This window comes from Idiomarina seosinensis (genome assembly GCF_003987275.1).
Taxonomy (GTDB): Bacteria; Pseudomonadota; Gammaproteobacteria; order Enterobacterales; family Alteromonadaceae; genus Idiomarina; species Idiomarina seosinensis.
On record NZ_PIQF01000003.1, the window covers coordinates 241,981 to 268,737 of the forward strand.

The 26,757-nt window shown below is 47.3% G+C and carries 16 protein-coding genes and 1 pseudogene; 7 read left to right on the plus strand and 10 right to left on the minus strand.

All coding sequences use genetic code 11. The annotated features are described in order from the left end of the window. Positions 1-159: 159 nt before the first annotated feature. Positions 160-1,866, plus strand: a complete 1,707-nt coding sequence (aceK, locus tag CWI81_RS10260; RefSeq protein ID WP_126785230.1) for a bifunctional isocitrate dehydrogenase kinase/phosphatase — start codon at positions 160-162, stop codon at positions 1,864-1,866. Here the strand turns inward: aceK and aceA are convergent. The 5 genes from aceA to CWI81_RS10285 all read right to left on the minus strand — a co-directional run bounded on the left by aceA (position 1,850) and on the right by CWI81_RS10285 (position 8,767). Beyond that, positions 1,850-3,187 carry an isocitrate lyase gene (gene aceA, locus CWI81_RS10265; RefSeq protein WP_126785231.1) on the minus strand — a complete coding sequence of 446 codons (1,338 nt, stop codon included), beginning with the start codon at positions 3,185-3,187 and terminating at the stop codon, positions 1,850-1,852. The genes aceK and aceA overlap by 17 nt on opposite strands. 27 nt (positions 3,188-3,214) lie before the next feature. Then, positions 3,215-4,798 carry a malate synthase A gene (gene aceB, locus CWI81_RS10270; protein WP_126785232.1) on the minus strand — a complete coding sequence of 528 codons (1,584 nt, stop codon included), beginning with the start codon at positions 4,796-4,798 and terminating at the stop codon, positions 3,215-3,217. A gap of 184 nt (positions 4,799-4,982) precedes the next feature. Then, positions 4,983-6,614 (minus strand): methyl-accepting chemotaxis protein, encoded by a 1,632-nt coding sequence (locus tag CWI81_RS10275; protein ID WP_126785233.1) that lies wholly within the window; start codon positions 6,612-6,614, stop codon positions 4,983-4,985. Positions 6,615-6,701: 87 nt separating this feature from the next. After that, on the minus strand, positions 6,702-7,847 hold the full coding sequence (gene argE / locus CWI81_RS10280; RefSeq protein ID WP_126785234.1) for an acetylornithine deacetylase: 1,146 nt from the start codon (positions 7,845-7,847) through the stop codon (positions 6,702-6,704). Positions 7,848-7,924: 77 nt separating this feature from the next. Further along, a complete protein-coding gene (locus CWI81_RS10285) occupies positions 7,925-8,767 on the minus strand; it encodes an MBL fold metallo-hydrolase (protein ID WP_126785235.1) in 843 nt (280 codons plus the stop codon). Positions 8,768-8,949: 182 nt separating this feature from the next. On the opposite strand from CWI81_RS10285, the gene CWI81_RS10290 reads away from it, so the two are divergent. Further along, on the plus strand, positions 8,950-11,700 hold the full coding sequence (locus CWI81_RS10290) for a hypothetical protein (protein WP_126785236.1): 2,751 nt from the start codon (positions 8,950-8,952) through the stop codon (positions 11,698-11,700). A 76-nt stretch (positions 11,701-11,776) separates the two neighbouring features. After that, on the plus strand, positions 11,777-14,437 hold the full coding sequence (locus CWI81_RS10295; protein WP_126785237.1) for a TonB-dependent receptor domain-containing protein: 2,661 nt from the start codon (positions 11,777-11,779) through the stop codon (positions 14,435-14,437). Between the two features lie 26 nt (positions 14,438-14,463). Here the strand turns inward: CWI81_RS10295 and CWI81_RS10300 are convergent, their stop codons facing one another. The 4 genes from CWI81_RS10300 to CWI81_RS10320 form a co-directional block, all read right to left on the minus strand. Next, complete coding sequence (locus CWI81_RS10300; RefSeq protein WP_126785238.1) at positions 14,464-15,369, minus strand: mechanosensitive ion channel family protein; 906 nt, start codon at positions 15,367-15,369, stop codon at positions 14,464-14,466. 15 nt (positions 15,370-15,384) lie between these two features. Next, complete coding sequence (locus CWI81_RS10305; RefSeq protein ID WP_126785239.1) at positions 15,385-16,002, minus strand: glutathione S-transferase family protein; 618 nt, start codon at positions 16,000-16,002, stop codon at positions 15,385-15,387. 48 nt (positions 16,003-16,050) lie between these two features. Continuing rightward, positions 16,051-16,701, minus strand: coding sequence for a DUF1707 domain-containing protein (locus tag CWI81_RS10310; RefSeq protein ID WP_126785240.1), 651 nt, complete (start codon positions 16,699-16,701; stop codon positions 16,051-16,053). A gap of 287 nt (positions 16,702-16,988) precedes the next feature. Further along, positions 16,989-17,396 (minus strand): hypothetical protein, encoded by a 408-nt coding sequence (locus CWI81_RS10320; RefSeq protein ID WP_126785242.1) that lies wholly within the window; start codon positions 17,394-17,396, stop codon positions 16,989-16,991. 244 nt (positions 17,397-17,640) lie between these two features. Here CWI81_RS10320 and CWI81_RS10325 point away from each other — a divergent pair. The 4 genes and pseudogenes from CWI81_RS10325 to CWI81_RS10340 all read left to right on the plus strand — a co-directional run bounded on the left by CWI81_RS10325 (position 17,641) and on the right by CWI81_RS10340 (position 24,240). Beyond that, positions 17,641-18,621, plus strand: a pseudogene (locus tag CWI81_RS10325) (M24 family metallopeptidase). 393 nt (positions 18,622-19,014) lie between these two features. Then, entirely contained in the window at positions 19,015-20,649 is a 1,635-nt protein-coding gene (locus CWI81_RS10330; protein ID WP_126785243.1) for a GGDEF domain-containing protein, read from the plus strand. 12 nt (positions 20,650-20,661) lie between these two features. Next, the gene (locus CWI81_RS10335) at positions 20,662-21,051 is read left to right on the plus strand and encodes a response regulator (RefSeq protein WP_126785244.1); all 390 of its coding nucleotides are present in this window, start codon (positions 20,662-20,664) and stop codon (positions 21,049-21,051) included. 12 nt (positions 21,052-21,063) lie between these two features. Further along, entirely contained in the window at positions 21,064-24,240 is a 3,177-nt protein-coding gene (locus CWI81_RS10340) for a response regulator (protein WP_126785245.1), read from the plus strand. On the opposite strand, the gene CWI81_RS10345 is transcribed toward CWI81_RS10340, so the two are convergent. Further along, complete coding sequence (locus tag CWI81_RS10345; RefSeq protein ID WP_126785246.1) at positions 24,237-26,681, minus strand: EAL domain-containing protein; 2,445 nt, start codon at positions 26,679-26,681, stop codon at positions 24,237-24,239. The two genes, CWI81_RS10340 and CWI81_RS10345, sit on opposite strands and share 4 nt — an antisense overlap. Between the last annotated feature and the right edge of the window lie 76 nt (positions 26,682-26,757).

Sequence of the window (26,757 nt, forward strand, 5' to 3'; positions counted from 1 at the left end):
GCCGCCTAATCGATATGGCAAAATACGGACAATAGAAATAATGTATCGGGATTATAAACGCTGTGAATAGTTAATAAAAGTAGTGGTCGCGTAAAACCATTGTATGTTGGTGTCGCTAACCGCTATGGTAGGGCATAAAGCGTATAAAAAGGACGTAACTTGGCGGTCGACAGTAATTATTTAGCGCAGAAAATTTTACAAGGTTTTCATTGCCATTATGATCGGTTTCAACGGCTGACAAAAGGCGCGCGTTCGCGGTTTTTAAAGCGTCAGTGGCAGCAGGTTATCGAAGCTTCTGCCGAGCGAATCTCGTATTACGACCGTCAGGTAAAAGAAACCAGTGCCAGTATTCAAAGGGCAGTGGGTCAACAGTTTGAGGAACAGCTGTGGTTGGCTACTCGCCAGCGTTATCGCTCATTGTTAAAGTTTCATCCCCAGGCTGAGCTGGCCGAGACCTTTTACAATTCGGTATTTTGCCGCGCGTTTGAACGCCGCTATTTTCATAACGACTTTATTTTTGTCGAAACCATGCTGGAAAGCCATATACCGGTGTCTGTACAAAGCCAGTATCACAGCTACTTTCCGGTAAAAGGCGGACTGCCAAAAATTTTGTCACAGCTGTTTTTAGATATTGGCTTAAACGGTGAATTCGAAAACTTTGAGAACGATCTGGAGCAGCTGCGCGATGCCTTTTTGCAGCGTTCACAGGAAACTGAAATCGAACCGCACGACATTCGCATCGATGTTCTGAGCTCGCCCTTTTTCCGCAATAAAGCAGCTTATATTGTTGGCAGAATAGTGACAGAACAGTATCACTATCCGTTTATTGTGCCGGTGCTGGTTAACAGTCACGGTAAGCTGTATGTCGATGCCTTTATTACCAATTCTAACCGGATGGCGACGATATTCGGCTTTGCCCGCTCTTATTTTATGGTACAGACCGAAGCGCCGTCGGCATTAGTGCGTTTTTTAAAAGATTTAATGCCACATAAAACGTTGGCAGAACTGTACGCCTCGATCGGGTTTCATAAACAGGGAAAAACCGAGTTTTATCGGGACTTTTTGCATCACTTGCGGCGTACCGATGATCAGTTAGCGGCGGCTGCAGGGGTTAAAGGTATGGTGATGACGGTGTTTACCTTACCGTCGTTTCCGTACGTTTTTAAAGTGATTAAGGATACCCTGGGCTCCACCAAAACCTTTAGCCGACAGACCGTTATCGACCGTTACCGCATGGTAAAACGCCACGACCGGGTTGGGCGCATGGCTGACACTTTGGAATTTGCTGACGTTGCTATTCCGTTGGATCGCATTGCTGCGGACTTGTTAGATGAGTTACAGGCAACGGTAGGCGGATCGATTCAGGTAGAAGATAAAACGCTGGTTATTAAGCAGCTGTTCGTTGAACGGCGGATGACACCACTGAACCTCTTTCTTGAATATGCTAGCGATGAAGAGGTGGATGCAGCAATGGACGATTACGGCCGGGCGATTAAGGAGATGATCGCGGCCAATATATTCCCGGGCGATATGCTGCTTAAGAACTTTGGGGTCACCCGACACAAGCGAATTGTATTTTATGATTACGACGAAGTGCGCTATTTAACCGACATGAATTTTCGAGCGTTGCCGCCAATTGACCAGTATTCAGACGTAGACGTGTCGTCGGCACCGGATGATGTGTTTCCGCAGCAGCTCGGGCAGTTTGCTGTGCCACAGCCGCGCTACCGGGAAAAACTGTTAAAGCATCACCCTGAATTGATTGATCCTAAATACTGGCAAAGAACGCAAAAACACATCCGCGAGGGGTCCCTGACGGATGTGTTTCCTTATGCTGAACAGCTAAGGTTTACGCGGAGGTTTTAAACTGATCTTCTTCGGTGGAACCGGTTAATGCGGTTACCGAAGAACCGCCGCCCTGAATCACGTTAGTCAGATCATCAAAGTAGCCGGTACCTACTTCTTGTTGGTGAGCCACAAAAGTATAGCCTTTGTCCGCAGCCTGGAATTCCTGTTGTTGCAAACGAACATAGGCAGACATGTCATTGCGGGCATAGTCATGAGCCAGCTCAAACATGTGATACCACATATTATGTACGCCCGCGAGTGTAATAAACTGGAATTTATAGCCCATTGCCGCGAGTTCGCGCTGGAACTTAGCGATAGTTTCGTCATCCAGGTTGCGGCGCCAGTTAAACGATGGCGAGCAGTTATAGGCCAACATTTTACCCGGATATTTAGCATGAATGGCCTCGGCAAATTGACGCGCTTCGTCCAGATCCGGCTTGGCTGTCTCGCACCACAATAAATCAGCATAAGGTGCATACGCTAAACCTCGAGAAATGGCCTGTTCAATGCCCGGCTTAACCCGGTAAAAGCCTTCGGCAGTGCGCTCGCCGGTAATAAACTGACGGTCATTTTCGTCAAAATCTGAGGTTAACAGATCGGCTGCGTTCGCATCGGTACGCGCCACAATCAGCGTGGGAATGCCGGCGACGTCGGTAGCTAAACGTGCCGCAACCAGTTTTTGTACCGCTTCCTGAGTGGGTACCAGCACTTTGCCACCCATGTGCCCGCACTTCTTAACAGACGCGAGCTGGTCTTCAAAATGCACGCCGGCAGCACCGGCCTGGATCATGCGTTTCATTAGCTCGTAAGCGTTCAGTACTCCGCCAAAGCCAGCTTCGGCATCGGCCACAATCGGGGCAAAATAGTCAACGTAGTTGTCGTCTTCTGCGGTAAGGCCTTTTGACCATTGGATTTGGTCGGCCCGCGCAAACGAGTTATTGATGCGCTCGACGACCGTGGGTACTGAGTCGACTGGGTATAGCGACTGATCCGGGTACATGCTACAGGCGCTGTTATTGTCCGCAGCAACTTGCCAGCCAGATAAGTAAATAGCTTGCAATCCGGCTTTCACTTGCTGCACGGCCTGGCCGCCAGTGAGCGCGCCCAGAGCATTCACATAGTCCTTGCCAAATTTTCCCTGAGCTTCGCCGTTAATTAGTCGCCAAAGCTTGTTAGCACCGTTACGGGCATAGGTATACTCGGGCTGCACCGAGCCACGCAGTCGCACCACTTCTTCTGCCGTGTAGGGGCGTTGCACACCCTCCCAGCGTGGGTCGTTTTGCCATTGTTCTTTAAGCTTTTTAGCTTGAGCGGCCTGTGATAAAGATTGAGTTGTCATAATGATTGTCCTGTTGTTCAAGTTGTTTTATGCCAGTTTTTGATAGCCCGGCAGGGTTAGAAAATCGACTAACTGGTCGGCTGTAGTAATTTCTTCGAGTAATTTTTTCGCTTTTTCGAAAGGTTCGCTCTGCCAGCGTTTATCACCGACTTCATTGCGAACCACGTCAGCTTCTTGCTGTAAAAAGTCGCGAAACAGTTGTTTAGTAACCTGAGTTCCGTCGGCCAGAGTTTTACCGTGGCGGATCCATTGCCAAATCGAAGTGCGTGAAATCTCAGCGGTGGCGGCGTCTTCCATTAACCCGTATATAGGAACGCAGCCCTTACCATCGAGCCAGGCAGCGATGTATTGCAGCGAGACTCTGATATTGGTGCGCATACCTTGCTCGGTGCGCTCACCATCGCAAGGTTGTAACAACAACTGCTGGTCAATGTCGGTGTCCTGTTCACGTAGTACCTGCAGCTGATTATCACCGTCAATACCATCGACAAAAATGCCGCGCACGGTATCAGCCAGACCTGGGTGAGCTATCCAGGTGCCGTCGTGGCCGTTATCGCGCTCGAGGGTTTTGTCGGCGTGGACCTTGGCCAGTATTTTTTCGTTTTCATCGGCGTCCTTACTGGGAATAAATGCAGCCATCCCGCCCATTGCCAGAGCGCCGCGTTGGTGACAGGTCTTCACCAATAAACGCGAATAGGCATTTAAAAACGGCTTGTCCATTCCGACAACCTGGCGATCCGGCAAGACCCGATCGGGGTGTTCTTTCAGAGTTTTTATATAACTAAAAATGTAGTCCCAGCGGCCACAGTTTAGCGCTGCAATATGGTCGCGCAGCTGATACAGAATTTCGTGCATCTGGAAGACCGCGGGTAATGTTTCGATTAAGACTGTGGCGCGAATGGTGCTGGTTTTAAGCTGGAACCGCTGCTCGGTGTAATGAAATACATCGGCCCACCATTTAGCTTCGTCGCTGTGTTCTAACTTTGGCAGGTAAAAGTAGACGCCAGAGCCTTGTTTTAGACGTTGCTGATAGTTATGAAAAAAGTACAAGGCAAAATCCATTAACGCGCCGGGAATCGGCTGATCGTCAAGCAGGACATGTTTTTCGGGAAGATGTAAGCCGCGAACCCGGGCAATTAATAAAGCCGGATCGTCTTTAACCGAATAGTGCTTGCCTGAGCTTGGGTCGTCATAGCTCATATTGCCCAGGTTGGCATCACGTAAATTAATCTGGCCATTAACAAGGCCGTCCCAGGTGGGTGACTGTGAATCCTCAAAGTCGGCCATATAACAGTCAACGTTTGCGTTTAAGGCGTTTATCACCATTTTTCTGTCGACCGGACCGGTAATTTCTAAACGACGTTTGGTTAGGTCTTTTGGTAATTCAGCAATGCGCCATTGCTGCTGACGAATGTTTTTTGTGGCTGCGTCAAAGTTAGGTAGTTCGCCATCGTCAAACAGCGCCTGGCGTTGTCTTCGCTGCTGCAATAATTCAAATAGGCGGGGTCGAAACTGCTCAACCAAATCACATAGAAAATCGACAGCCTGATCGGTAAATACCGATTGGGCAGCGCTATCGAGCGTATTGGTAAAAACAAGTTGCTTGGTCATTGTTGAATCCGTTGTTATTGATTTGTTAACACGAATTCAGAGTAGACTGGGTTAGTGGTATCAGTCGAATTTATAAAGTGGATTATGGGTATTCAGGAAGGTTATTTTTGTTTTCAGGCAAAGGCTGCTTAAAATTTAAGCGGGGCTGTTGCAGTGACAAAGCCCCACTTAATAGTTATGCCGCTTAAGAACGTGTTTTAAAGCGCTCGACTAAGCCGTTAAGATCAACCGCCAGTCTTGATAGCTCTTGGCTAGAAGCGCTGGTCTCCTCCGCACCGGACGCCGTTGAATTGGACAGGTCACGAATGCTGACCAAGTTCTCATCGACATCTCGTGCCACGTTGGCTTGTTCTTCAGCCGCACTGGCAATAGACGTATTGTGAGTATTAATTTCGCTAACGGCTTGCGCAATTTGCTTAAGCGCCTCGCCAGCTTCACGGGCAATATCCAATGTGTTAGTCGCTCGTTCCATACTGCGCTTCATGGTTGATACAGAGCGCTCGCTGGAGCTATTAATAGATTCCACCATTTCTTCGATTTCGACGGTGGATTTTTGAGTTTTATGCGCCAGCGACCTTACTTCGTCGGCAACAACCGCAAAACCACGGCCTGATTCGCCGGCTCGCGCCGCCTCGATAGCCGCGTTCAGGGCCAGCAAGTTGGTTTGCTCGGCAATACCGCGGATGACATCAAGCACTTTAGTGATATCGGTGACCTTGTTAGCCAGCTCGGTGACGCTGCTGGAAGAGTCACCAATTTCTTGTGAGAGCTGCTCAATGGCCGTGACGGTTTTACTAACGCGGTCGTTACCAAATTGTGCCTGCTCATCGGCATCGTTAGACGCTTGCGAAGCGCTTTGCGCGTCTTGAGCAACATTCTCAACCGCTGTGGTTAATTCGTTGACGGCGGTTGCCGCTTGCTCCAGCTCCTCTGTTTGTTGCTGGATAGTGCGGGTCGAATCTTCAGTGACAGAGCTCAGTTCCTCTGACGTAGATGCCAACTGCTCTGATGATTCAGAAATTTTGCTAATTGAATCACGTAATTCGTGCTGGGTTTTCTTCAGCTGACGCAATAACGCAGAAGCTTCGTCATTGCCCTCTATCTGAATGCTGTGAGTGAGATCTCTGGATGCGATGGTTTCCGCAAAATCAACAGCTGCCTGAATCGGCTGTACGATGCTGCGAGTTAACAGTACTGCAAATACGCTCAGTAATAGCATCACAGCAATAAGCGCAACGATAATTGCAATATTAGCGTTGGAGGACACTTGTTGCGCTTCCTCAGATACTTGTTCTACAACCGCCATCTGCTTGGCCAGCAATTTGTCGAGAGTCGCCGAAACTTCTGAGGTGACGGGTAAAATCGAGTTTTCCCGTAACGAAGCAATGGGGTCCGCTAATTTAGCATCCACCAGTTTATTAAATTGCTCTTGCAGCTCCCAATATTGAGCGTCGAGCTTCATATAGTTTTCATAAATGCTGCGCACTTCAGGGTTCTCGGCAACTTGATCTAGTTGCGTCTGTGCGGCTCTTAAGTCCTCAATGGCGTTGTCCAGACTATCTTGATAGCGGCTTAAACGCTCGGGGTCGTTAATATAAGTGGCGACATTAGCAGAGTGAACTCTTACACGCAGGAACGAGCGATCAATTTCGTTTACCAGCTCAACTGCCGGCATTTTTTGGGTAGTAATAAGCTCTAGTTCAGTGGTGACTGCCGCTAGACGATTGACTGAGAATATTCCCAGTGCCAGCACTAACAGACCAATAATGCCAAAAGCACCAGCGGCCCGGATGCCAATTGAAAACTGTCGAAACATAGAGAACGGTCTCCGTGATTTTTGATAGCAATAAGTTAAAGCTTTTGATCTGTATCATGCTTTGTCAAATTGTTATCGACAGCTTTTTTAATAACAATACCCCCGAATTAGCTGGTATATCTGTTTTTGGGTAGAGTCAATGGTGTCTGTGGCCAGGTATTCGTCCGGTTGGTGCGCTTGTGCAATCGAGCCAGGCCCCATCACCACAGTCTCGCAGCCAAGCTGCTGAATAAAAGGAGCTTCGGTACAGTAGTTCACAGCATGAGCGGTCCGACCACTAATTTTTTCTGCAAGATGGACCAGAGCCGCATCCGCTTGTTCCTGATAACCAGGAATAGCCGGATGTAATTGAATCAGATCGATTTGCCCCGGACAACGTTGTCTCAGATCGGCCAGTTGTTGGTTGATAAGTAGGTACAACTCACTTATATCCATTCCCGGTAATGGTCGAATGTCTATCTGTAACTCGCAGCAGCCGCAGATACGGTTTGGGTTATCACCACCATGTATGCTGCCAAAATTGAGTGTTGGTTCAGGCACGGTAAATAAGGCATTTGAATATTTACTCGAGAAGTCAGATTGCACGGTCAATAGTCGACCGATAACCTGATGCATAATCTCGATAGCATTTAAGCCGAGCTTAGGATCAGAACTATGACCTGACTTACCGGTCACTCGAATAGCTTCGCTTAAATGCCCTTTATGAGCCAGTACCGGAGTCATGCTAGTGGGTTCGCCGATAATACAAGCGTCTGGTTTTAGATTCGAAAAGTTTGATAGCTGACGAGCACCGTCCATTGTGGTTTCTTCGTCGGCCGTGGCAAGAATCATCAGCGGCTGTTGTTGTTGCTCTGCTGGCAGTTCTTTTAAAGCCTCAATGACAAACGCAAAGAAGCCTTTCATATCAATGCTGCCCAGCCCATACCAGCGGTTGTCTCGCTCGGTTAAGGTAAAAGGGTCACTGCTCCAGCGGCTCTCATCGTAGGGCACCGTATCGGTATGGCCAGAAAGAAGCAGCCCGCCGCTGCCAGTGCCTCTGCGTGCCAGTAAATTAAATTTACCGGGCTTGCCCTGCAGTTCATTAATTTCGCAGTCAAAGCCGAGCTCACCCAGCCACTCTGCAAGCTTTTCGATAACGGCCTTATTGCTGTGATCCCATTGGCTGTCCATGCTACTGATGGAGGGAATAGCAATTAGCTGTTGATACATGGAAAAAAATGATGGAACTGGCATAGATACGTATCCATAGATGCTAAGAAAAAGGCCAACTACAATGAGTTGGCCTAGAAATCCTAGTGTTATAAAGCCTATCAGTAAAGCGTTTTAATCCAGCGTTCTTCGGTAATAAAGTTCCATGCCCAGGGTTTGAATTCATCGCTCAGGCCGTTTCCTAGAGCATCTTCAAGCGCCATACCACTGTCCCGCATAGCGTCCACTTCTGCTTTAGTCGCCTTAATCATATCGACGAACTGCTGATAGTCAGCTTTTGTCGCTTGCGGTCCGTGACCCGGAATAATCACGGTATCCTCGTTTATTTTAGCGATTAGGGTTTCAGCGTTATCAATGTAACCCTCGACATCACCCCCGCTGCCTAAATCTATAAACGGAAAACGCTCGTTAAAGAACAAGTCGCCCGGGTGCAACACGTTGGCTTTTTCAAACCAGACAGCGACATCACCGTCGGTATGACCATCGGGCAAATAAAATACGTGCACGGTGTCGCCGTTAATGTGCAATGTGACGGTTGAGTCAAAGGTTAAAGCAGGTAAACCGGCAGGATTAAAATCGTCATCTGCGGCTAACCGCTTGCGCACATTGTCATGCGCCATAATGGTGCTGTTGTGCTGCTCTTTGAACCACATGTTAGAACCAACGTGGTCACCATGAAAGTGGGTGTTGATCAAATACCGTACGCTTTCACCGGTTAGGTCTTTGATCTTAGTAGAAATCTTTTCTGCCATCTGTTGGTATTGATCATCAATTAACAGTACGCCATCTGCACCATGCATGAGTGCCATATTGCCGCCGGCTCCGGTGACCATGTGCACATTAGACGCAACTTTGGTTGCCTCGACATTAACGTCGTCAAAACGATTTTGAGCAGTAGCGCTGGTTGCCAGTGCTAACCCCATTAACAAAGCGATTTTTTTCATTGTTGCTTCCCTGTTTGGATTTTTGATTGATTACTTTCTAGACAGCCAAAAGGATCAATTTAACATGTCATTATGGTGAATCTTTTGTGACACTTTTTTGTTGTCACAAAGCTGTCATGCAAGCTCATTAACCTCCTTCTCCGACAACTAATAACACTCTTGTTCTAAGTCTGGAGAACACAATGAAATTGCAAACCCTTTTTAAAGCCTCTGCTGTAGCTACCGCGCTGGTACTCGCTGGCTGTGGTGGCGATATCAATATTGATACCGGTGCTACGGTAGAACAACCTGATCCCGGCACAGGTGGCGGCGATGATGGCGGCAGCAGCGTTGAACTACCGGGTGAAACCAGTGGCTCACTGTCTCTGGCGGCCTCGGAAGCTCTGGGTGAAGAGGTTCAGGTACAGATAATATCTGGACGTATCACAGAAGATACTACCCTCGTTAATAGCCTGGATGATGGCACAACGGTGATGTACGCGATTGATGGGCCGACTTTTGTTGGCGGTGATAAAACCAATTCAGCGGTACTGACGGTTGAGGCCGGCACCGTTATTTTCGGGCGCCAGGGTAACGACTACTTAGTGGTGAGTCGTGATTCTCAAATTATGGCAGAAGGTACTGCCGAAGCGCCTATCATCATGACCTCTTCGCAGGATGTGCTAGGCGAAGAAACGGCACCGGGCCAATGGGGCGGTTTTATCATTCTTGGTAATGCTCCCAGCAACAAATGTCCGGCCGACGGTTCGGATTGCGCACTGCAAGTAGAAGGTGCAGAGGAAGGCGCGGTATTCGGTGGTGACGACGAAGGCGACAACTCGGGTGTCTTACGTTACTTAGTGGTTAAGCACGGCGGCTTTGAAATTGCACCGGATAACGAGTTAAACGGCATAACTTTTGGCGGCGTAGGCTCAGGAACAACAGTTGAGTATTTGCAAGTACACGGTAACTCAGACGACGGTATCGAAATGTTCGGTGGTAACGTGGATTTTAAACACGTTGTATTAACCGGCATGCAGGATGACAGCATCGACTGGGATAACGGCTACCGCGGCCGTATGCAGTTTGTTTATGTTGAACATGATAAAAACGGTGGCGATGCTAACCGTGGTATCGAAGCCGATAATGACGGCTCTAATCCGGCTGCTGAACCCATGTCTAACCCGATTGTGGCGAACCTGACTATTGTTGGTAATAACTTTCAGGGCGAAAACTCGTCGGAAGGTATTTATTTGCGCGAAGGTACAGGTGCTCAGTTTTACAACGTTGTCGTATCTGGCCCATCAGAGATGGGTGAATGTTTTGAAGTTGAAGGTAACCCTGTTTCTCAGGGGCACCTGGCGGACAATACGATTCGCATGGAAAACTCAGTATTCGCCTGTTCAAACGGCGAAAACTTTAAATACGGCGATACTGACGTAAACCTTGAAGATTGGTTCCTAAACGACCAGTCCAATAACTTTATCAGTGAGTCGGTCATGTTATCTGCTAACGGTCAGCCTATGAGCGGTTCTCCATTGCTGGGAGCCGGCCAGGATGTATCTAATACAGTAGATGGCAGCTTCTTTGAAGCGGTTGACTTTATCGGTGCTGTCGGCGGCAGCGACGACTGGCGTCAAGGCTGGGCATTTGGGTTTGGCGGCGGCGAAGTCACTGCCGGCGGTTCAGAAGCCCCCGTTGCAGGATGCCCGACAGGTACAGAAGCTATTACCCCTATCGACGGAACTACCACCACCTGTGAGCTGGAAGGTCGTTATACTGACGATCTGACACTGACGGCCGGTAATTTCTACGCGCTGACGGGTCCGGTATTTATGGGCGGCGATAATGTCGACTCGGCCACATTGACCATCGAGCCAGGTGTTACTGTATATGGCCGCACCGGCAACGATTACCTGGTGATCAGCCGCGGCTCAGAGATCGATGCACAAGGTACAGCCGAAGAGCCAATCACGTTGACCTCTTCAATCGACGTTGAAACGGGTGAAGGTATGCCGGGTCAGTGGGGTGGCTTAATTGTTCTGGGCAACGCTCCGAGCAATAAATGCCCATCCGATGGTTCTGACTGTGCGCTGCAAGTTGAAGGTGCCGAAGAAGGAGCTGTATTCGGTGGTACCGATAGCAGCGATAGCTCAGGGACGCTGCGTTACGTGCGGGTGATGAATGGCGGCTTTGAAATTGCACCGGACAACGAGTTAAACGGCATTACTTTTGGTGGTGTTGGCTCAGGCACGACTGTTGAGTATATCCAGGTTCACAATAACTCGGATGACGGCATCGAAATGTTCGGTGGTAACGTTAACTTCAAGTACGTTGTATTAACCAACATGCAAGACGACAGTATCGACTGGGACAACGGTTATCAGGGTAAGCTGCAATATGTACTGGTACGTCAGAACCCGGACAACTCAGATGCTAACCGCGGTATAGAAGCTGATAACGATGGTTCTAACCCGGGTGCTGAGCCAATGTCCAGCCCAATCCTTGCCAACCTGAGCATCATCGGTAACACCTTTGCCGGCGAAAATGCTTCGGAAGGTATCTACCTGCGTGAGGGGACTCAGGCAACATTCTACAACACTATCGTATCTGGACCGGCCGGTATGGGCGAATGTTTAGAGGTTGAGAGTAACCCGGTAAGTCAGGGACATCTGCAAGACGGCGGTATCAGCATGACGAACTCACTGATGGCCTGCGACAACGGTGAGAACTTCAAGTTTGGTGCTTCCGATGTAGACCTGGAGCAGTGGTTCCTTGGTCAGGCAGGCAACAGCGTTGTAACAGCGGCTGAAGCCCTGGATGGCATCTTTACCGCATCGGACGCGGCAGCAGCTGACTTAAGCGGCGACACCTTCTTTGATAATGCAGACTTTGTTGGTGCTGTGAGCAGCGATAACGACTGGACAGCCGGCTGGACAGTTGGTCTGGAATAACACCGCACTCTAAACCGTGGGTACGCAAAGGACTGCGTGCCCCGGTTTTCACTGTATAAAAGAGGTAGTTACTATCATGCGAGCCAAACAATTTCCTCTGGCGAGCCTTACTCTTGCGGTTTTAACGGGCTTGTCATCGCAAACTGCTTATGCATTGCAAGAGCAGCAGCAAACGGCGACTGCTGAGCAAGAGTCCTCACCCGAAGCTGTTATTGAAGAAGTGGTGACCACCGGTACCCGCCTTCAGGGCAGCGCCGCTGCAGTGGTACAGGAACGCAAAGAGCAAGCGTTTGTTGCCGATATCATGGGGGCGGAGCAAATTTCCCGAACCGGCGACAGCGATGCTGCAGCAGCACTGCGCCGAGTTACTGGACTCACCCTGGTTGATGGCAAGTTTATTTATGTTCGTGGTTTGGGTGAACGCTACTCCAGCACGCAGCTCAACGGTATGTCGGTACCAAGCCCTGATCCGACCCGTGCTGTTATACCACTGGATTTATTCCCGGCCGACATCATTGAAAGCCTGGCTGTGCAAAAGTCTTATTCTGCCTCGATGCCGGCGAATTTTGGTGGCGGCAATGTAGATATTCGTTTGAAATCAGCACCGGATGACGAAGTTTTTAACGCATCGGTTAAGTTGGGCGGCAACAGCGAAAACTTTGATGATGCCTACTGGTACGACGGTGGCAGTAACTGGAATGGTAAAGATGATGGCACGCGTGCGGCGCCGCAAATGCTGCAAAACCTATGGGATCAGCGTACCTTTTTGGATGATATCTCACTGGAACAGAACCGCGACGTCGCACTGGCGTTAAATCGCGATTATGACCCCACCAGGCAAAGCATCGATCCCGACTATGGTTTGGACCTGACCTACGGTAACCGTTATGACATAGACGACAAGTGGGCGGTCGGCTTTTTGGCTACCGCAGCTTATGACAACGAGTGGGAAGTGTCGGAGCAGTATCTGGGTGAAGACTGGAGTCGTAACCCAGACGGAACTTACACGATTCTGCGTGGCTGGGACGATGTTGAGTCTACTGAACAGCAAGTGACCTGGTCAGGTATGCTTACCGCCGGTATTAACTACGGCAGTAACCACAGAGTCGATTTTAGTCATGTTATTTTGAATGACACCGAAGATCAGTTCCGGGAGAAACTTGGTAACAGCAACAACATTAACTTTGGTTCAAACCAACGCATCCGCTCATACGATGTCACTTATCAAGAGCGTCGCATGGTTGCGAACCAGGTTAAAGGTATGCATACCTTTACCGACTGGAACTTCCTCGGTATTGACTGGAAGTATTCGAAGTCTCGCTCTAGTCGTTATGCGCCGGGCAATATCGAAACCCGCTTTATCCTTACCGATCGCAACGACGACGGGACTTTTGACCGCGAAAACGAGAGCGTTTTAACCAACGCAACGACGGCAGCACGCTATAACTTTCAGGACTTGAATGACCAGGTTGAGAACTGGGGAGGGAACGTTACCTTACCTATTATGCTGGACACCTGGGACATTACCCTGAAAGCCGGTGCGGACTTCGTGCAGAAGACGCGTTATGCCACTAACCGACGCTTTGACATCAACACCCGTGCGTTTAGCGACTCAAGTATTCTGGAAGGTTATCAGCTAGGTGACATTCTAAGTGATGAGGTGATTGCGGATGCTGAGTTGGGCTTCTTGCCGATTTTGAACGACACGACGGTAGCCGGCGATGATTACATCTCGGCACAGGCTATTGATGCGTATTATTTTGAGGGAGACTTCTTCTTTGATGATCAATGGCGTATTACGGCCGGTGTGCGGTGGGAAGACTTTCGTCAAGTTGTTGTACCGTTAATCCCTCAGTCGGGGGAAATCGATCTTCCGACCAGCCCGAACGCGCAGGATCTCGCTGACTTGGCGTTCCAGGAAGATGATTTATACCCTTCGCTGGCGCTCACCTACTTCCTTACCGACGAACAGCAATTACGCTTTAGCTACGGCAAGACCGTGGTGCGTCCTGATCTGCGGGAAGTCTCCAGCTCAACTTACCTGGATCCACTGACATTATTTCCGGTGGGCGGTACTCCCGGCCTGCAAACAACGGACATCGACAACATTGATGCCCGTTGGGAATGGTATCAGGATAACGGTGATACCTTGTCGATTGGGTTGTTCTATAAAGACATGACCAATCCGATTGAATCGGTGCAGTCACCTTCACAAGACGGTCCGCCATTGGTGCGTATTGCTAATGCGGAAACTGGCGAAGTCTATGGTACTGAAGTTGAATGGTTGAAGACCTTGAGCAACAACTTTTTTGTCTCCGGGAACGTTACGCTCAGTGATTCGAGCATCACCCTGGATACCCAGAATATTGTTGAGCAAACCGGCGTATCAACCTCGATTACTAATACCGAACGCCGCTTAACCGGTCATTCCGAGTGGGTGGTAAACACGCAGCTTGGCTTCGACTCCGACGATGGCATGCATTCCGCGTCGTTCGTTTATAATGTGTTTGGTGACCGTATTATCATTCCGGGCATTGACGGTCGTGGCGATGCTTTTGAACAGCCGTTTCATTCATTAGACGCGGTATATAGTTATTATCCGGACTTTAATTCTCAAGTAACCTTAAAGGTACAAAATATCCTGAACCAGGATAAAGAGATTGAGTTTGATAATACGCTGTTACGCTCAGAAACTCGTGGAGTGAGCTTCTCGCTCACCTATAAACGCGAATTCTAAATACCGTGTGGTAAAAAAGGGCTCTGTTAAGAGCCCTTTTTTTGTTCTGATGGATCTTTTAAATGAATTTCCAGAGGCTTTGATGTATCCAGATGGACATCGCGCTGCGGGAACGCAACAACGACGCCGTTTTCGGCAAACAGGCGTTCGATATTAAAACGCACATCTGACTGCACCCGGCGAATATCCATGGGTTGGTGTACGCTAGTCCAGAAAAACAGGTTAAAAACTAGCGCGTTATCGCCGAAGTTATCAAAGAATACTTCAACCGGATAATCCGCAGATACCTTATCGTGAACAGCAGCCTCCAGCATTAGGTCGTGTACCTTCTGCACAGGTGAACCGTAGGCAACGCCAACGGTAACCACCGAGCGAATATCTGCTGATACCAGTGTCCAGTTAACCACTCGCTGTTCTAAAAAGTAGCTGTTTGGTACTAGCACGTGAACGCCATCGTAACGCCGAATGCGAACGCAGCGATTGCCAATTTCTTCGACTCGGCCACGTTCTTTTTCGAGCTCTACAATATCGCCAATACGGATGGGGCGTTCGGCAATTAAGATGACCCCCGATATCAGGTTGTTAAGCAGGTTTTGTGCGCCAAAACCGACACCGATGGCTAGCGCACCACCCATCACCGCAAATACGGTAATCGGAATGCCCGCAATAGGCAGGGCAATCAGAACGATCAATATGTAAGCCAGGATAGAAAACAGCTTACGAAACGCATAAACCGTGTTTTCGGTGGAAGAGCTGTTTTTAAGTGCACGTTTGACCACGTGTGCGCCTAACCAGCGGACAATAATAAAGCCGATAACAATCAGCGAAAACGCAATAATAACTTGCGATAGATAAATTTGCGTATCGCCAGCTTTGTAAAGCTCGGTTTGCCACAAATTAGCGAAAGAGGATGAAAGCTCCTGCCAGTTCATTAAATAATTTCCTGATTAAACAGATGCGGAAGGACGTGCCTGGATCTTCTCGTACCAAGCTTTTAAATGAGGTCGCGAATCATCGACTCGCAACTTAACGACTTTACCGAAATCAACCGAACAAAACGCGTTAATATCAGCGGCAGTAAACCGGCCGTAGGCAATAAATTCGTTATCCTTTAAATGCTGCTCGAGAAAATCGAGAAACTTTATGGCTGCTTTAATACTGTCTTCGCCCCATTCCTTAATAGGGTTCATCCGATCCTTAAAATAACCGGAGGTGTGCTGAAAGCCCATACCAATAGGGGTGAATAAGTAAAAGTCTATCCAACGTGTCCACTGCTCGATAATAGCCTTTTCGTTAGCGTTATCGCCTAACAGGCTGGGACTGTCCGGATATTGTTCCTCAAAATATCGACAAATGGCCGTGGTTTCGCTGATGCAGGAGCCATCATCAAGCTCGAGTACCGGCACCTTTTTCATCGGGTTTTTGCTGCTAAAGTCGTCGCTGAGGTTTTCACCTTTAGCCAGATCGATTTCGATGCGCTCGACTTTATCTAGCAGGCCTTTTTCAGCTAAAAACATGCGCACCCGTCTGGGGTTAGGCGCGCTTGCCATTTCGTAGAGTTTCATTAGGCTAACTCCTTGTTATTAAGTGGTTAGCTCCAATCTACTCCGACTTCAGTTAGAATTAAAGGCACTTTTTACGCTGTTGGCGAAGGACATAAATTTCTCACGCATGGTGCGGCGTACTTTTACTTCTATCGAGCCAAGTATTTGCGTGCCGACAACCTCGATGTGAGGCGCTTGCCGCATCCGTCCGCTGGCTGATACTTTATTTTCCACAGAGCCTAAAATGTTAAATACATTAGAGCTGGTGGTTACTTCCTCGGGTACAAACAGCTCAACGCTCGACAGTGCACCGATAAGTTTGATGGTGACACTGGGATGCTGGAACACGGCATCACTAAAATCAAGCTCTACAGAACCGAGCAACGAGTACACGGTGATCTCCCGTGGTACTGTCCAGTGACCGCTACGCTCATTAGAGGATAAGATGCTAATGACTTTTTCGGTTGGCTCCACCCGGCCTTCGCCGTAATGGGGCGCAAACTGCTGCTCTTTCATTGAAGTATAGGTGGTGTCAGCCTCTAACTCGAGGTCACTGACCAGCTCTGCTAATAGCTGGTTGTCGGTGGCATCCATCGCTTGATCCAGGCGCCGTTCAAACGCCTGCGCCGAAATAATGCCGTGACTGTAATTCATCACCAGTTGGTCTATTGTTTCTTCCCGTACCTGCTCAATCGGGCGATCTTCAAATTTAACCGCCATGGTTGTTCCCCGTTATTGACATATTGTTATTATTAGTCGGGTGGGAGATAAACGCAAAATAGCTTTTTATATATAAAACAAATGGATAACATGTTCTTACAATTACACATATTACTCAAACTGTTTATTTAGTTACTTGATTAATGGTTCTTGCGGAACATTCCAATAATAACAGCTTAAGCACACATCGGCTTTTACTGTCACAACAGCGAAAATCACTCACGACGAGTTGACGATCTTGCATTAAACGCATGAGTTGCTGACTATCAATCTCTAACCGTATGCGGCTACTTTGTTGAGTGCGCATAGGATGCCTCCTCACGAAATCGCTCCAGATGTAAGTGCCGGCATGCTTTTTCTGCCAACGCCTGATACCCGCGTAGACGCTTTTTGAGCGCGTAATCCTGCGTTGTTGCTAACCATCGGTCTAATAGGTGAAACACCTGATAGTAACTTGCCAATGTGTCGGCATAACGTTGTTGACGGAATTGCACGCCCATAATAATCAGGCTAGTGGTGACGTAGTTTTGACGCGCATTAGGACCCAACAATTCATCGTCAGCTATCGCTAACGCAGATGATTTTGCCTGCGTCAGATAGTGTAACGCTTGCACAAAGTTGTTGTTTTGAAGTTGTTGGGTTCCGGCCGTAAAGGCTTGGTGGAATTGATGGTTTTCTGAAACGGACGACGTCATGATCAAACTCTATTGTTGCTGAGGTTAATAACAACGATATTACAAACAAGAATCATTCGCAATTGTTTATCTAGCGTTTTCCTCCAAAGAATAGGCGGCTTGCATTGGCTATCGCTGCCACAAACCAAATGCAAACAAGGATAAGTAGGGTCCAGCCAATGGTTGCCCAACTGTTTGTTTTAAGTGGAGTATAGCTTGATAATGAGTAAATACTTATTAACAATGACAATCGGGAATAAAGAGTATGACCCATGGGGTAGGCATTGCGAAGGTTGAGGATGCACTCGCTGGTTCAAGCGATATGACCGCAGACATTGAACCAATGGGTTTGCAAGAATATCAGGCGCGTATACAAAAAGCTCAGACGCTGATGCAAGCTCAGGGAATCGACGCCATGTATTTAAATGTCGGTACCAACCTGACCTACTTTACGGGTTTGCAGTGGTATCCGAGTGAACGTTTGGTCGGTGCTGTTGTTCCGGCTGACGGCAACGTAACCTAGATTGCGCCAGCGTTTGAAGTTGGTTCTTTAACTCAGGCGATGGTGGTGCCGCTGGATACTTTACTGTGGGACGAACACGAGTCACCCTATGGTCATTTAGTAGACTTTTTAAAAGAACGAGAATTAACGGCAGGCAAGCTGGCGCTGGATGAATCCTGCTCCTACAGCATCATTGCCAACCTTGAAGAACGCTATCCGGCGGCAAAGATGGTGGATGAAAAAGTAATTACCGCAGCATGTCGTATGCAGAAATCTGCTGCGGAACTAGCGCTAATACAACGTGCCATGGACATGACGTTGGCTGTCCACCGTGCCACCGGAGCCATGTTATACGAGGGCATTAGTGCCTCTGAAGTGCGCGCCTTTATTGACGAAGCCCATCGCCGCGTGGGTGCCAGTGGCTCGTTCTTCTGTATCGTTCTATTTGGTCAGGCGACTAGCTACCCGCATGGGGTCAATTATGAGCAGCACCTGCGAAAAGACGATTGGGTTTTAATCGACACCGGCCACGGCGTTGGCATGGATTTGCACGAATGGCCTTATTTAGTTGGCGGTGACACGACGCCGTTAGCCCCGGGCATGTGTTTTAGCAACGAGCCCATGGTGATACAACCGGAAAAATTTGGCGTGCGTTTAGAAGACCATTTTTATATGACTGAAGACGGGCCGGTTTGGTTTACCCAGCCCTCACGGTCGCTGGATGACCCCTTTAACCTGGTTTAGCCGGATAATAGGCCCATACCTTGTGAAGGGCCTCTTGAATCGCCTTTGGTTTGCTAGACACCTTATAGCCATAGATAACGGTTGCCGATAGCTGCTTAGGGGCTGGAATGTTACTCGATATAACAATATAATATAAGATATAATATTTTTAATATGTGGATCCAAGATAGTGACAGAATTTGTTCTCGTTGCGCAAGCTTCAGACGCCCTAGAGCCCCTTCGTTTTATTCATAAAAAGGACTGTGAGAAAGCGACTGAAGGTGTTCCGTTAGGGGCTTTTCCTACCGCATCGATCGCGCTCAAGCAGGGGCAAACGCTATACAGGGATGTGAAACTATGTCCTGACTGTTGCCTAAATACAAAACCAAATCAAGAAAACTAGAGGCTGACAAAGTGAACAAATTGGCGACCGACGAGCTTGACGCTCTCATTAGTGATATCCCGGCAGTGGTTTTTCGGGTCGCAATTGGGCGGCCTGATCTTCCGAGTGCTATTACTGACGATGTAGAACGAACACTTGGCTATTCAAAAGCAGAAATAACGGATTTAGAACAGTGGTGGTTTGATCATATTCATCCTAATGATGTCAAATTGGCGTTAAAAGAATTTGAGTCTTGGGAGCAGCATGAGTTTAACAATGTGCTTCGCAGAGAATATCGGTTTCAGCATAAAAAGGGTCACTTCCTGTGGGTGGAAGATCATATTCGGCGACATAGCAGCAGTAAACAAAACGTTCAATTCTATGTCGGTATAATGACTGTTATCGAAAAAGAGGTGAAGGCGCGATCACATGTTAATCATTTGGCAGACGTTATTCCTGGTGTATTTTTCCAAATGCGGTTTAACAATGACCGAACAGTGGACTTTCCCTATGTAAGTCATCAGGTGAATGATTTACTGGGTCTAAGTGAGTCGCAATTAAAAAACGATAGCCTGCAGTTAATGCAGCGAGTACATCCTGATGATATTCGGCCACTTTGGCGAACCTTGTCGGAGTCAGCAAAAACATTATCGCCTATTATCTGCGAATTTCGCATAATCGATAATGAGCAGCTAAAGTGGGTATCGATGCGTGCTTCGGCAGAGCAAGACAGCAACAGTAGCGTGCAGTGGTACGGTATTTTTACTGATGCAACAATGCGAAAAGAAATCGAAGAGAAAGTTCGCCAGGCAAACAAAGACTTGCAGCTTGCGCAGCGCGTAGGGCGAGTGGGTCACTGGAAAGCAAGCCTGGAGACCGGCGAGTTATTTTGGTCCGATATGATCTATGAACTACTTGGGCTGGCAAAAAGCTCAACAAAGCCTAGTGTCGATTTGTTCAATAGCCTTGTACATCCAGACGACATTGCAACTATTCGCGCAAGCGAAGAAAAAGCCAAGGAAACCGGTGTTCATCATGTTCAGCATAGAATGAAACACGCGAAAGGCCATTATATTTGGGTCGAAGAGCAAGCTGAAATGCAGAGCGATGGCGTCACTCTCATAGGAGCCGTACGAGATATCAGCGAGCAAAAAGCGCTTGAGCTGAAATTGCGGGAGATGGTCGCTACGGATGAAATGACCGGGCTCTACAATCGGCGCTTTTTCTCGGAAGAGGTCGAAAAGTCGTTATTGCATGCATCAAGGCATAAGGAACCTCTGTCATTATTAATGCTGGACATTGACCATTTTAAAACGGTTAATGACAATTATGGTCATCCGGCGGGTGACTCAGTGATTAAAGCTATCTCGGATACTTTGCAACACGAGACACGTTCCGGGGATAGTGTCAGCAGAATTGGTGGCGAGGAATTCGCCATAATGCTCCCGAAAACACCATTTGAAGATGCGTTTCGTGTGGCAGAAAAATTACGCGCTAACATAGAACAGCAATCAATAAAAATAAGTACTGATACTGAAATAGCAGTAACCATTACTATTGGTGTTGCTGCTGCGGTAAATGGCGATACATGGACAAAACTGCTGAGCCGCGCAGATAAAGCGCTTTATCGCGGTAAAGGCTCAGGAAGGAATAAAGTCAGCGATTAAAGGAAATAATTGATGGATGTGCTGGAACGAGTGCTTTATGTTGAAGATGATGCTGATATTCGAGAGATAGCAGTCGTGGCATTAGAAGATATTGGCGGACTGACAGTTCGACAATGTAAGTCAGGTGAACAGGCGTTAGAGGAAGTAGAAGCTTTTATTCCGCAAGTTATTTTACTCGATGTGATGATGCCTGGACTGGACGGCCCTCAGGTATTAAAGGCGATGCGGGACATGGGGGCGGTTACGGAATACACAGCTGTTGCTTTTATGACCGCCAAGGTTCAGCCCAAAGAAATAGAACGCTACAAAAGAATGGGCGTACAAAAAGTCATTTCTAAACCTTTTGATCCTGTGGCTTTGGCTGATGAAGTAAAACAATTATGGAACGATTTCAATACTTAACTTGAGTAGCTCATGACACCAAGATTAAAGGTTTTTGTCACACTCATCTTAATGCTGCTTGCGCTTATTGGCAATGTAGTGAACGTGCCGTTGTTCTTTGGTATCCATTTTATTTTTGGCTCCGTGGCTGTTATCGCCGCTATTAAAATAGTTGGTTTTTGGCCTGCCATAGCTGTTGCATTTGTTAGTGGGCTTTATACGTGGCAATTATGGGGGCATCCCTATGCCTTGTTGACCTTTATGTTAGAAGCTGGTGTTGTTGGCCTGCTATTTCGCCGGGGAGTTAGTAATTTAGTTATAGCAGATTTAGGCTTCTGGCTGTTGGCGGGTCCATTCGTGATCTCGCTAGCCTATATGGGTCTGCTGGGAATGGACGGCCCGACTGCTGCCACAATTGGCCTTAAGCAGGCGCTCAATGGTGTTTTTAATGCACTAATTGCCGGCTTGATCATTAAGCTGTTGGTACTCTTTATCCAAAATGGCAAAGTAGCCTGGCTACCCAGTCGAGTGAGACTAAATGAGCTGGTTTTCCATATGCTCGTTGGTTTAACGATGCTGTCAGGTGCAGTACCCATAATACTAAATAGTTACACCCACAAAGTTGAACAAGAGCAAATGCTCGCCGAACAATTGCAGACTACATTGGTAAACGTTGTTAGTGAGTTTCAGCAGCAAACTCAACAGCAAGTGCCTCCGTTGGTGCTATTAAATACTGCACTGCAGGGAGCGAATATCAGCGGGATAGGTATTCTCGACAAGCAAGGCAGTCTTCAGACAGGCGCTGGTGACTTGGTCGCTTTAACGTCTAAAAATGTCAGTCCAGTGAAACGTGTCGATAATTTGTATATTTGGACTCCTGACACTAATGGCAGTCTGGTTAATCGTTGGAAAAAAGGCATTTACCAATATCGATTGTCGGTCAACGGTGTTCCGGGTGTTGCTCAATTAGTCGTTGAGTTACCGGCTGCTTCTTTAGCTTCCCAATTGGAGAGCGAACGAAATTCAAGCTTTTTAATATTAATTGTATTGGTGCTGTTAAGCATTTTTATCAGTTTTCTGCTAACTCGATTGCTGCTGCGTCCATTGTTAGCACTAAACTCGGTCTCGAGAAAGCTACCTGAAAATATTGAACAGCAGCTAACAACAAAACTTCCTGACACTCGATTAGTTGAATATGACGAATTATCTGACTCTGTAACGACAATGAGCCAGTCGCTTAGAGATGCGTTTAGTAAATTAGAGTCTGCGCGCTCGAACCTTGAATTAGAAGTTGCAGAGCGAACAAAAGAGTTAGCAAAAACGTCATCAATGCTGAGCAATATTCTGGAAGCATCCACTGAACTGGCTATCATTGCCACTGATACCCAGGGAACTATCAAGTTGTTTAACTCTGGTGCACAGCGGTTGCTGGGCTATACGGCGGAATCAGTGGTTAATAAACACACGCCTGCGCTCTTTCACGACCAGGCAGAGGTAGCAGAACGGGCTAAACAACTGGCAGAACAGTTATCAGAGCACGTTGAGGGCTTTGATGTGTTTGTGGTAAAGGCTCACTACGAAGGCTCTGATATTCACGACTGGCATTATATTACCCGAAATGGCGAGCGTGTCCCGGTGACCTTGGTGGTGACACCAATTACTGATGAGTCGAATAAGACTGTAGGTTATTTGGGTGTTGCGCAGGATATTACTGAGCGTAAACGTATGGAGAAGATGAAAAGTGAATTCATCTCTACAGTCAGTCATGAGTTACGAACGCCATTGACTTCGGTTAGCGGTGCTCTTGGGTTAGTACTAAGCGGCAGCTTGGGGCACTTACCTGAGCAAGTTGAGACACTGTTGAATACGGCACACCGCAACAGTGAGCGATTATCTCACCTCATTAACGATTTACTGGATATTGAAAAGGTGGCGGCTGGCCAATTGGATTTCGATATACAAACTCATCGTGTTATTTCATTGATTGAGCGAATCATAGAGGAAAATAAGGCGTATGGCTCGGAAAGAAAAATTAAACTTGAACTGGTGAAGTCCGTAAGCGACGTTTTATTTAAAGTGGATGAACAGCGGTTAAAGCAAATCATGGCGAATCTTTTGTCGAATGCGATCAAGTTCTCTCCGGAAAACGAAACGGTGACAATAGATGTCGATACTGACTGCGATAACGTTGTTATAAGTGTGACTGACCGAGGTAATGGTATTCCTGAAGCATTTCAGCACAAGTTATTTAATCGTTTTTCTCAAGCTGATAGCTCCGATACCCGGGAGAAAGGAGGAACAGGCCTGGGCCTGTCTATAACTAAAGAGCTTGTCGAGCATATGGGGGGTAGCATTGGCTTTAAAACAAAAGAAGGCGAGGGGACACGGTTTTTCTTTAAACTCCCTTTACTAAAAGAAGCAGCACAAGAAGCTGAGCCTCATTCGAAGCAAAAAAAGCAACAAGTGCAGTTCTCAGAAATAACTGAGAACGCACGCAAAATTTTAGTCATAGAAGACGACGAAGATGTCGCAAAGCTATTAAAATTGACCTTAGAGACGCAGAACTATGACGTCCATCTTCAGCACAATGGCCACGCAGCACTAAAAAGTCTTGAAAGTGAGCATTTTGATTTAATAACTCTTGATTTAGGTTTGCCGGATATTAATGGGTTGGAAATTATCAGGCGCTTAAGAGATGAAGCCGGTACTGCTGACATTCCTATTGTTGTAGTCTCCGGAAAAATTGAAAAAGATCGTTTAGAATTAAAAACGCTCCCCCCCAATGTGGAGTGGGTCTCAAAGCCTATAAAAAGTGATCAGCTTCTCAAGAAAGTACATACGCAGATAGCTAAGCTGGCCTCGCCACGTGTATTGCATGTAGAGGACGATGTCGATTTATCGTCGGTTATTCGTTCGATGATAGGCGAACATATTGAGCTTGATAATGTGTCAAACCTCGGCGAGGCTAGGCGTTTGTTAAAAGCCCATCACTACGATGTTATTTTGCTAGATATTGGTTTGCCCGATGGCTCTGGTTGGGAGCTCGTTCCTGATTTAAAAGTTGCAAACCCCAATACGGCAATTATCGTTCTTACGGGCAGAGATGTTAGTAAGCAAAAGTCGGATGATGTGGAGGCCGTATTAATGAAAACGCGGTTGTCAACTGAGGCGCTAATTGACTTGATCCACGCTCGTATTGATACGAGTTAGTGCTTAGTAAGCCACCCTGCTTTTACTACCTGTTCTGCCAACATTGGACGTGCGCTTAAAAAACCTTGGTACTGGTCGCAACCGATACGGCCAAGAAAATCAAGCTCTTCCTGTTGCTCTATGCCTTCAGCGATAACCTGCATGTGCATGAGATGGCCCAGTTTTACGATGGTATTGAGTAGACGGGCATCCCCTGTTTCCGACCAATACTGGATAAAAGAGCGATCAATTTTGAGCTTGTCAGCGTTTATACGGTATAAGTAGCTAAGTGAACTGTAACCGGTGCCGAAGTCGTCTAATGCTAACGAGAAGCCCGACTCACTGAGTGCATCGAGCATTGGGCCGGCCTTCTGCCAATCAGACAACAGGAGGCTTTCAGTGATTTCCAAAGTCAGGTTTTTAGCATCCAGATTGCATGCTTCGACTTGTGAATCAAGAACCTTGAGAAACTTCGGTTGTTGAATATCTAAAGCTGACAAGTTGAAGGAAATGTATAAATCAGGGTGTGAACTTTGCCACACAGATAACTGACGAGTCACTTGCTTTATTATGCTCGCTGTTAAATCGGAGATTATCCCGTACTCTTCCATTGGTGGTATGAATTCATTGGGGGTCAATAAGCCTCGTTCAGGATGGTCCCATCGTGCTAACGCTTCAAAGCCAAAAAGTGCTCCTGTTTTGACGCAAATTATGGGCTGATATACCGCTATAAACTCATCTTTATCCAGTGCTTTTTTTATATTCTGTTCAAGGTTAAACCGATACTTCTGTTCCTCCTTCACGGATTGATCAAAATAGACGACTTTGGGACCGCTCAACCGTTTTGCTTTGAATAATGCCATATCAGCGTTATCAATAAGTTCGTCAGAGTTAACGGTTTTACCAGTTGCAAGGGCCACGCCTGCATCAACGGATAAGGTTGCAGGTCCGTGGGATGATATCAGGCTAATTTCATTGATGGCACCGACCAATTTAGTTAGATACAGCTCTAATGCTTGCTGAGAGGTAAAGTCAGCTGTAAAAAGCATAAATTCATCATTGTGTTCACGGCAAAGCTGGCTATTGGGTTGTAGGTACTGGGTTAACTGCCATGCAACTTGCTGTAACACTTGATCGCCGAAGTGCTGACCGTGCAAATTGTTAATAGTATGAAAATTGCGAATATCAATTTTCAACAGAGCGATGGTATTATCTGTACTACTCTTTAGTGTTTTATCAATAGCAGACTTGAGATGAACAAGGCGACCTAATCCGGTTAAAGAGTCGGGAGCTATATCAGCGTTCGAGCCCGTTAGGTTGGATACTCCTGTTCGCAGTTGTCTCCCTCTTATCACCCGAGACTTTACCATCATCAACAGTCGCCATGGCTCGATGGGTTTATGAATAAAGTCGTCGTTGGTGAGTCGAGCGCAGGCAAGCTCGATATCAGTATCGTTAGAGGCCGATATAAATAACAATGGAATAGAGGCAAACTCTTCGTGTTGTCGAATAATTCTGCCAAGCTCTATGCCATCACAGTTTGGCATATTCACGTCGACAAGTATGAGTTCCGGTTGTGACTGGTCCAGTAAGGATAATGCAGCTTCGGCACTAGTGCCCGTCGATACGGTGTAGCCGGCATCGGTAAGTATTGAGTCGTATAAGTCGAGTAAGTGCCTATCGTCGTCGACAATCATCACCCGGTATGGCTCTGCGGGTGCGAGGTTAAGCTCTGAACGGAGTAATGCAATCAACTTTTGGACATCGAGTGGTTTGGTAAGAAAGTGATTGCCACCTGCCCGAACAGCAGCCAAACGAAGATCAAACGAGTCATGTTGAGATATGAATATGACCGGTAAAGGTGCCCCGTCTTTTTGGCGCCACAAACGAACCTGGTTAGCGCCCGCAAAGCGTTGTCCGTAAAAGTCCATATCGACGAGCAGCGCAAGTGGCTCGTGCTCACGGATAGTTGTTTCGAGCTTTGTAATATCAGTCTCAATTGTGGCTTGGTAACCATAGTTTGCCAGAGTTTGAGTCAACTTAGCCGAAAAGTGCTCATCGTCGTCAAATATTAGAACGTTAATGTCAGCCTGTTCAGTGTCATTGGGGTGCACCAAACTTTGTTCAGAGAAAGGAACAGGAGTTTGTTTTTCCAGGCAGTGCTTTAATACTCTCAAAAGCTCATTGAACGGCTCTGTTAGTGCCAAACGCAGTTCTTTTTTAGAGAAATTATTACTGGCATCTAAGACAGACTCAAGCTCCTTTGCAACTTGCGACAGCTCCCGGAAACCATAGGCTTGCCCAGAGCCCGCTAACTTATGAGCAATAAGTCGTATTTCTTCGGTTTTTCCCTTGTCGGCGGTCGCATTTAACCAAAGCGCATTAAGACGGCCGTGGTAATCGGCTAAATGAGCTTGGTATTGAATGCGCAATTTATCCAGTTTCTCTTGAGCTGAGCACATCTTTTAATCCTTTAAGATAGAGTTACCGCAAACAACTAAATAACGTTTGATTATGAGTTTAGCGCCAAAGCTCGTT

What these genes read in the sequence shown, in the direction of transcription:
- CWI81_RS10295 (WP_126785237.1), top strand. Translation starts at nt 11,777, where the DNA reads ATGCGAGCCAAACAATTTCCTCTGGCGAGCCTTACTCTTGCGGTTTTA.
- CWI81_RS10345 (WP_126785246.1), bottom strand. Translation starts at nt 26,681, where the DNA reads ATGTGCTCAGCTCAAGAGAAACTGGATAAATTGCGCATTCAATACCAA.
- CWI81_RS10285 (WP_126785235.1), bottom strand. Translation starts at nt 8,767, where the DNA reads ATGAAAAAAATCGCTTTGTTAATGGGGTTAGCACTGGCAACCAGCGCT.
- CWI81_RS10290 (WP_126785236.1), top strand. Translation starts at nt 8,950, where the DNA reads ATGAAATTGCAAACCCTTTTTAAAGCCTCTGCTGTAGCTACCGCGCTG.
- argE (WP_126785234.1), bottom strand. Translation starts at nt 7,847, where the DNA reads ATGCCAGTTCCATCATTTTTTTCCATGTATCAACAGCTAATTGCTATT.
- CWI81_RS10275 (WP_126785233.1), bottom strand. Translation starts at nt 6,614, where the DNA reads ATGTTTCGACAGTTTTCAATTGGCATCCGGGCCGCTGGTGCTTTTGGC.
- CWI81_RS10310 (WP_126785240.1), bottom strand. Translation starts at nt 16,701, where the DNA reads ATGGCGGTTAAATTTGAAGATCGCCCGATTGAGCAGGTACGGGAAGAA.
- CWI81_RS10335 (WP_126785244.1), top strand. Translation starts at nt 20,662, where the DNA reads ATGGATGTGCTGGAACGAGTGCTTTATGTTGAAGATGATGCTGATATT.
- CWI81_RS10340 (WP_126785245.1), top strand. Translation starts at nt 21,064, where the DNA reads ATGACACCAAGATTAAAGGTTTTTGTCACACTCATCTTAATGCTGCTT.
- CWI81_RS10300 (WP_126785238.1), bottom strand. Translation starts at nt 15,369, where the DNA reads ATGAACTGGCAGGAGCTTTCATCCTCTTTCGCTAATTTGTGGCAAACC.
- CWI81_RS10305 (WP_126785239.1), bottom strand. Translation starts at nt 16,002, where the DNA reads ATGAAACTCTACGAAATGGCAAGCGCGCCTAACCCCAGACGGGTGCGC.
- aceB (WP_126785232.1), bottom strand. Translation starts at nt 4,798, where the DNA reads ATGACCAAGCAACTTGTTTTTACCAATACGCTCGATAGCGCTGCCCAA.
- aceA (WP_126785231.1), bottom strand. Translation starts at nt 3,187, where the DNA reads ATGACAACTCAATCTTTATCACAGGCCGCTCAAGCTAAAAAGCTTAAA.
- CWI81_RS10320 (WP_126785242.1), bottom strand. Translation starts at nt 17,396, where the DNA reads ATGACGTCGTCCGTTTCAGAAAACCATCAATTCCACCAAGCCTTTACG.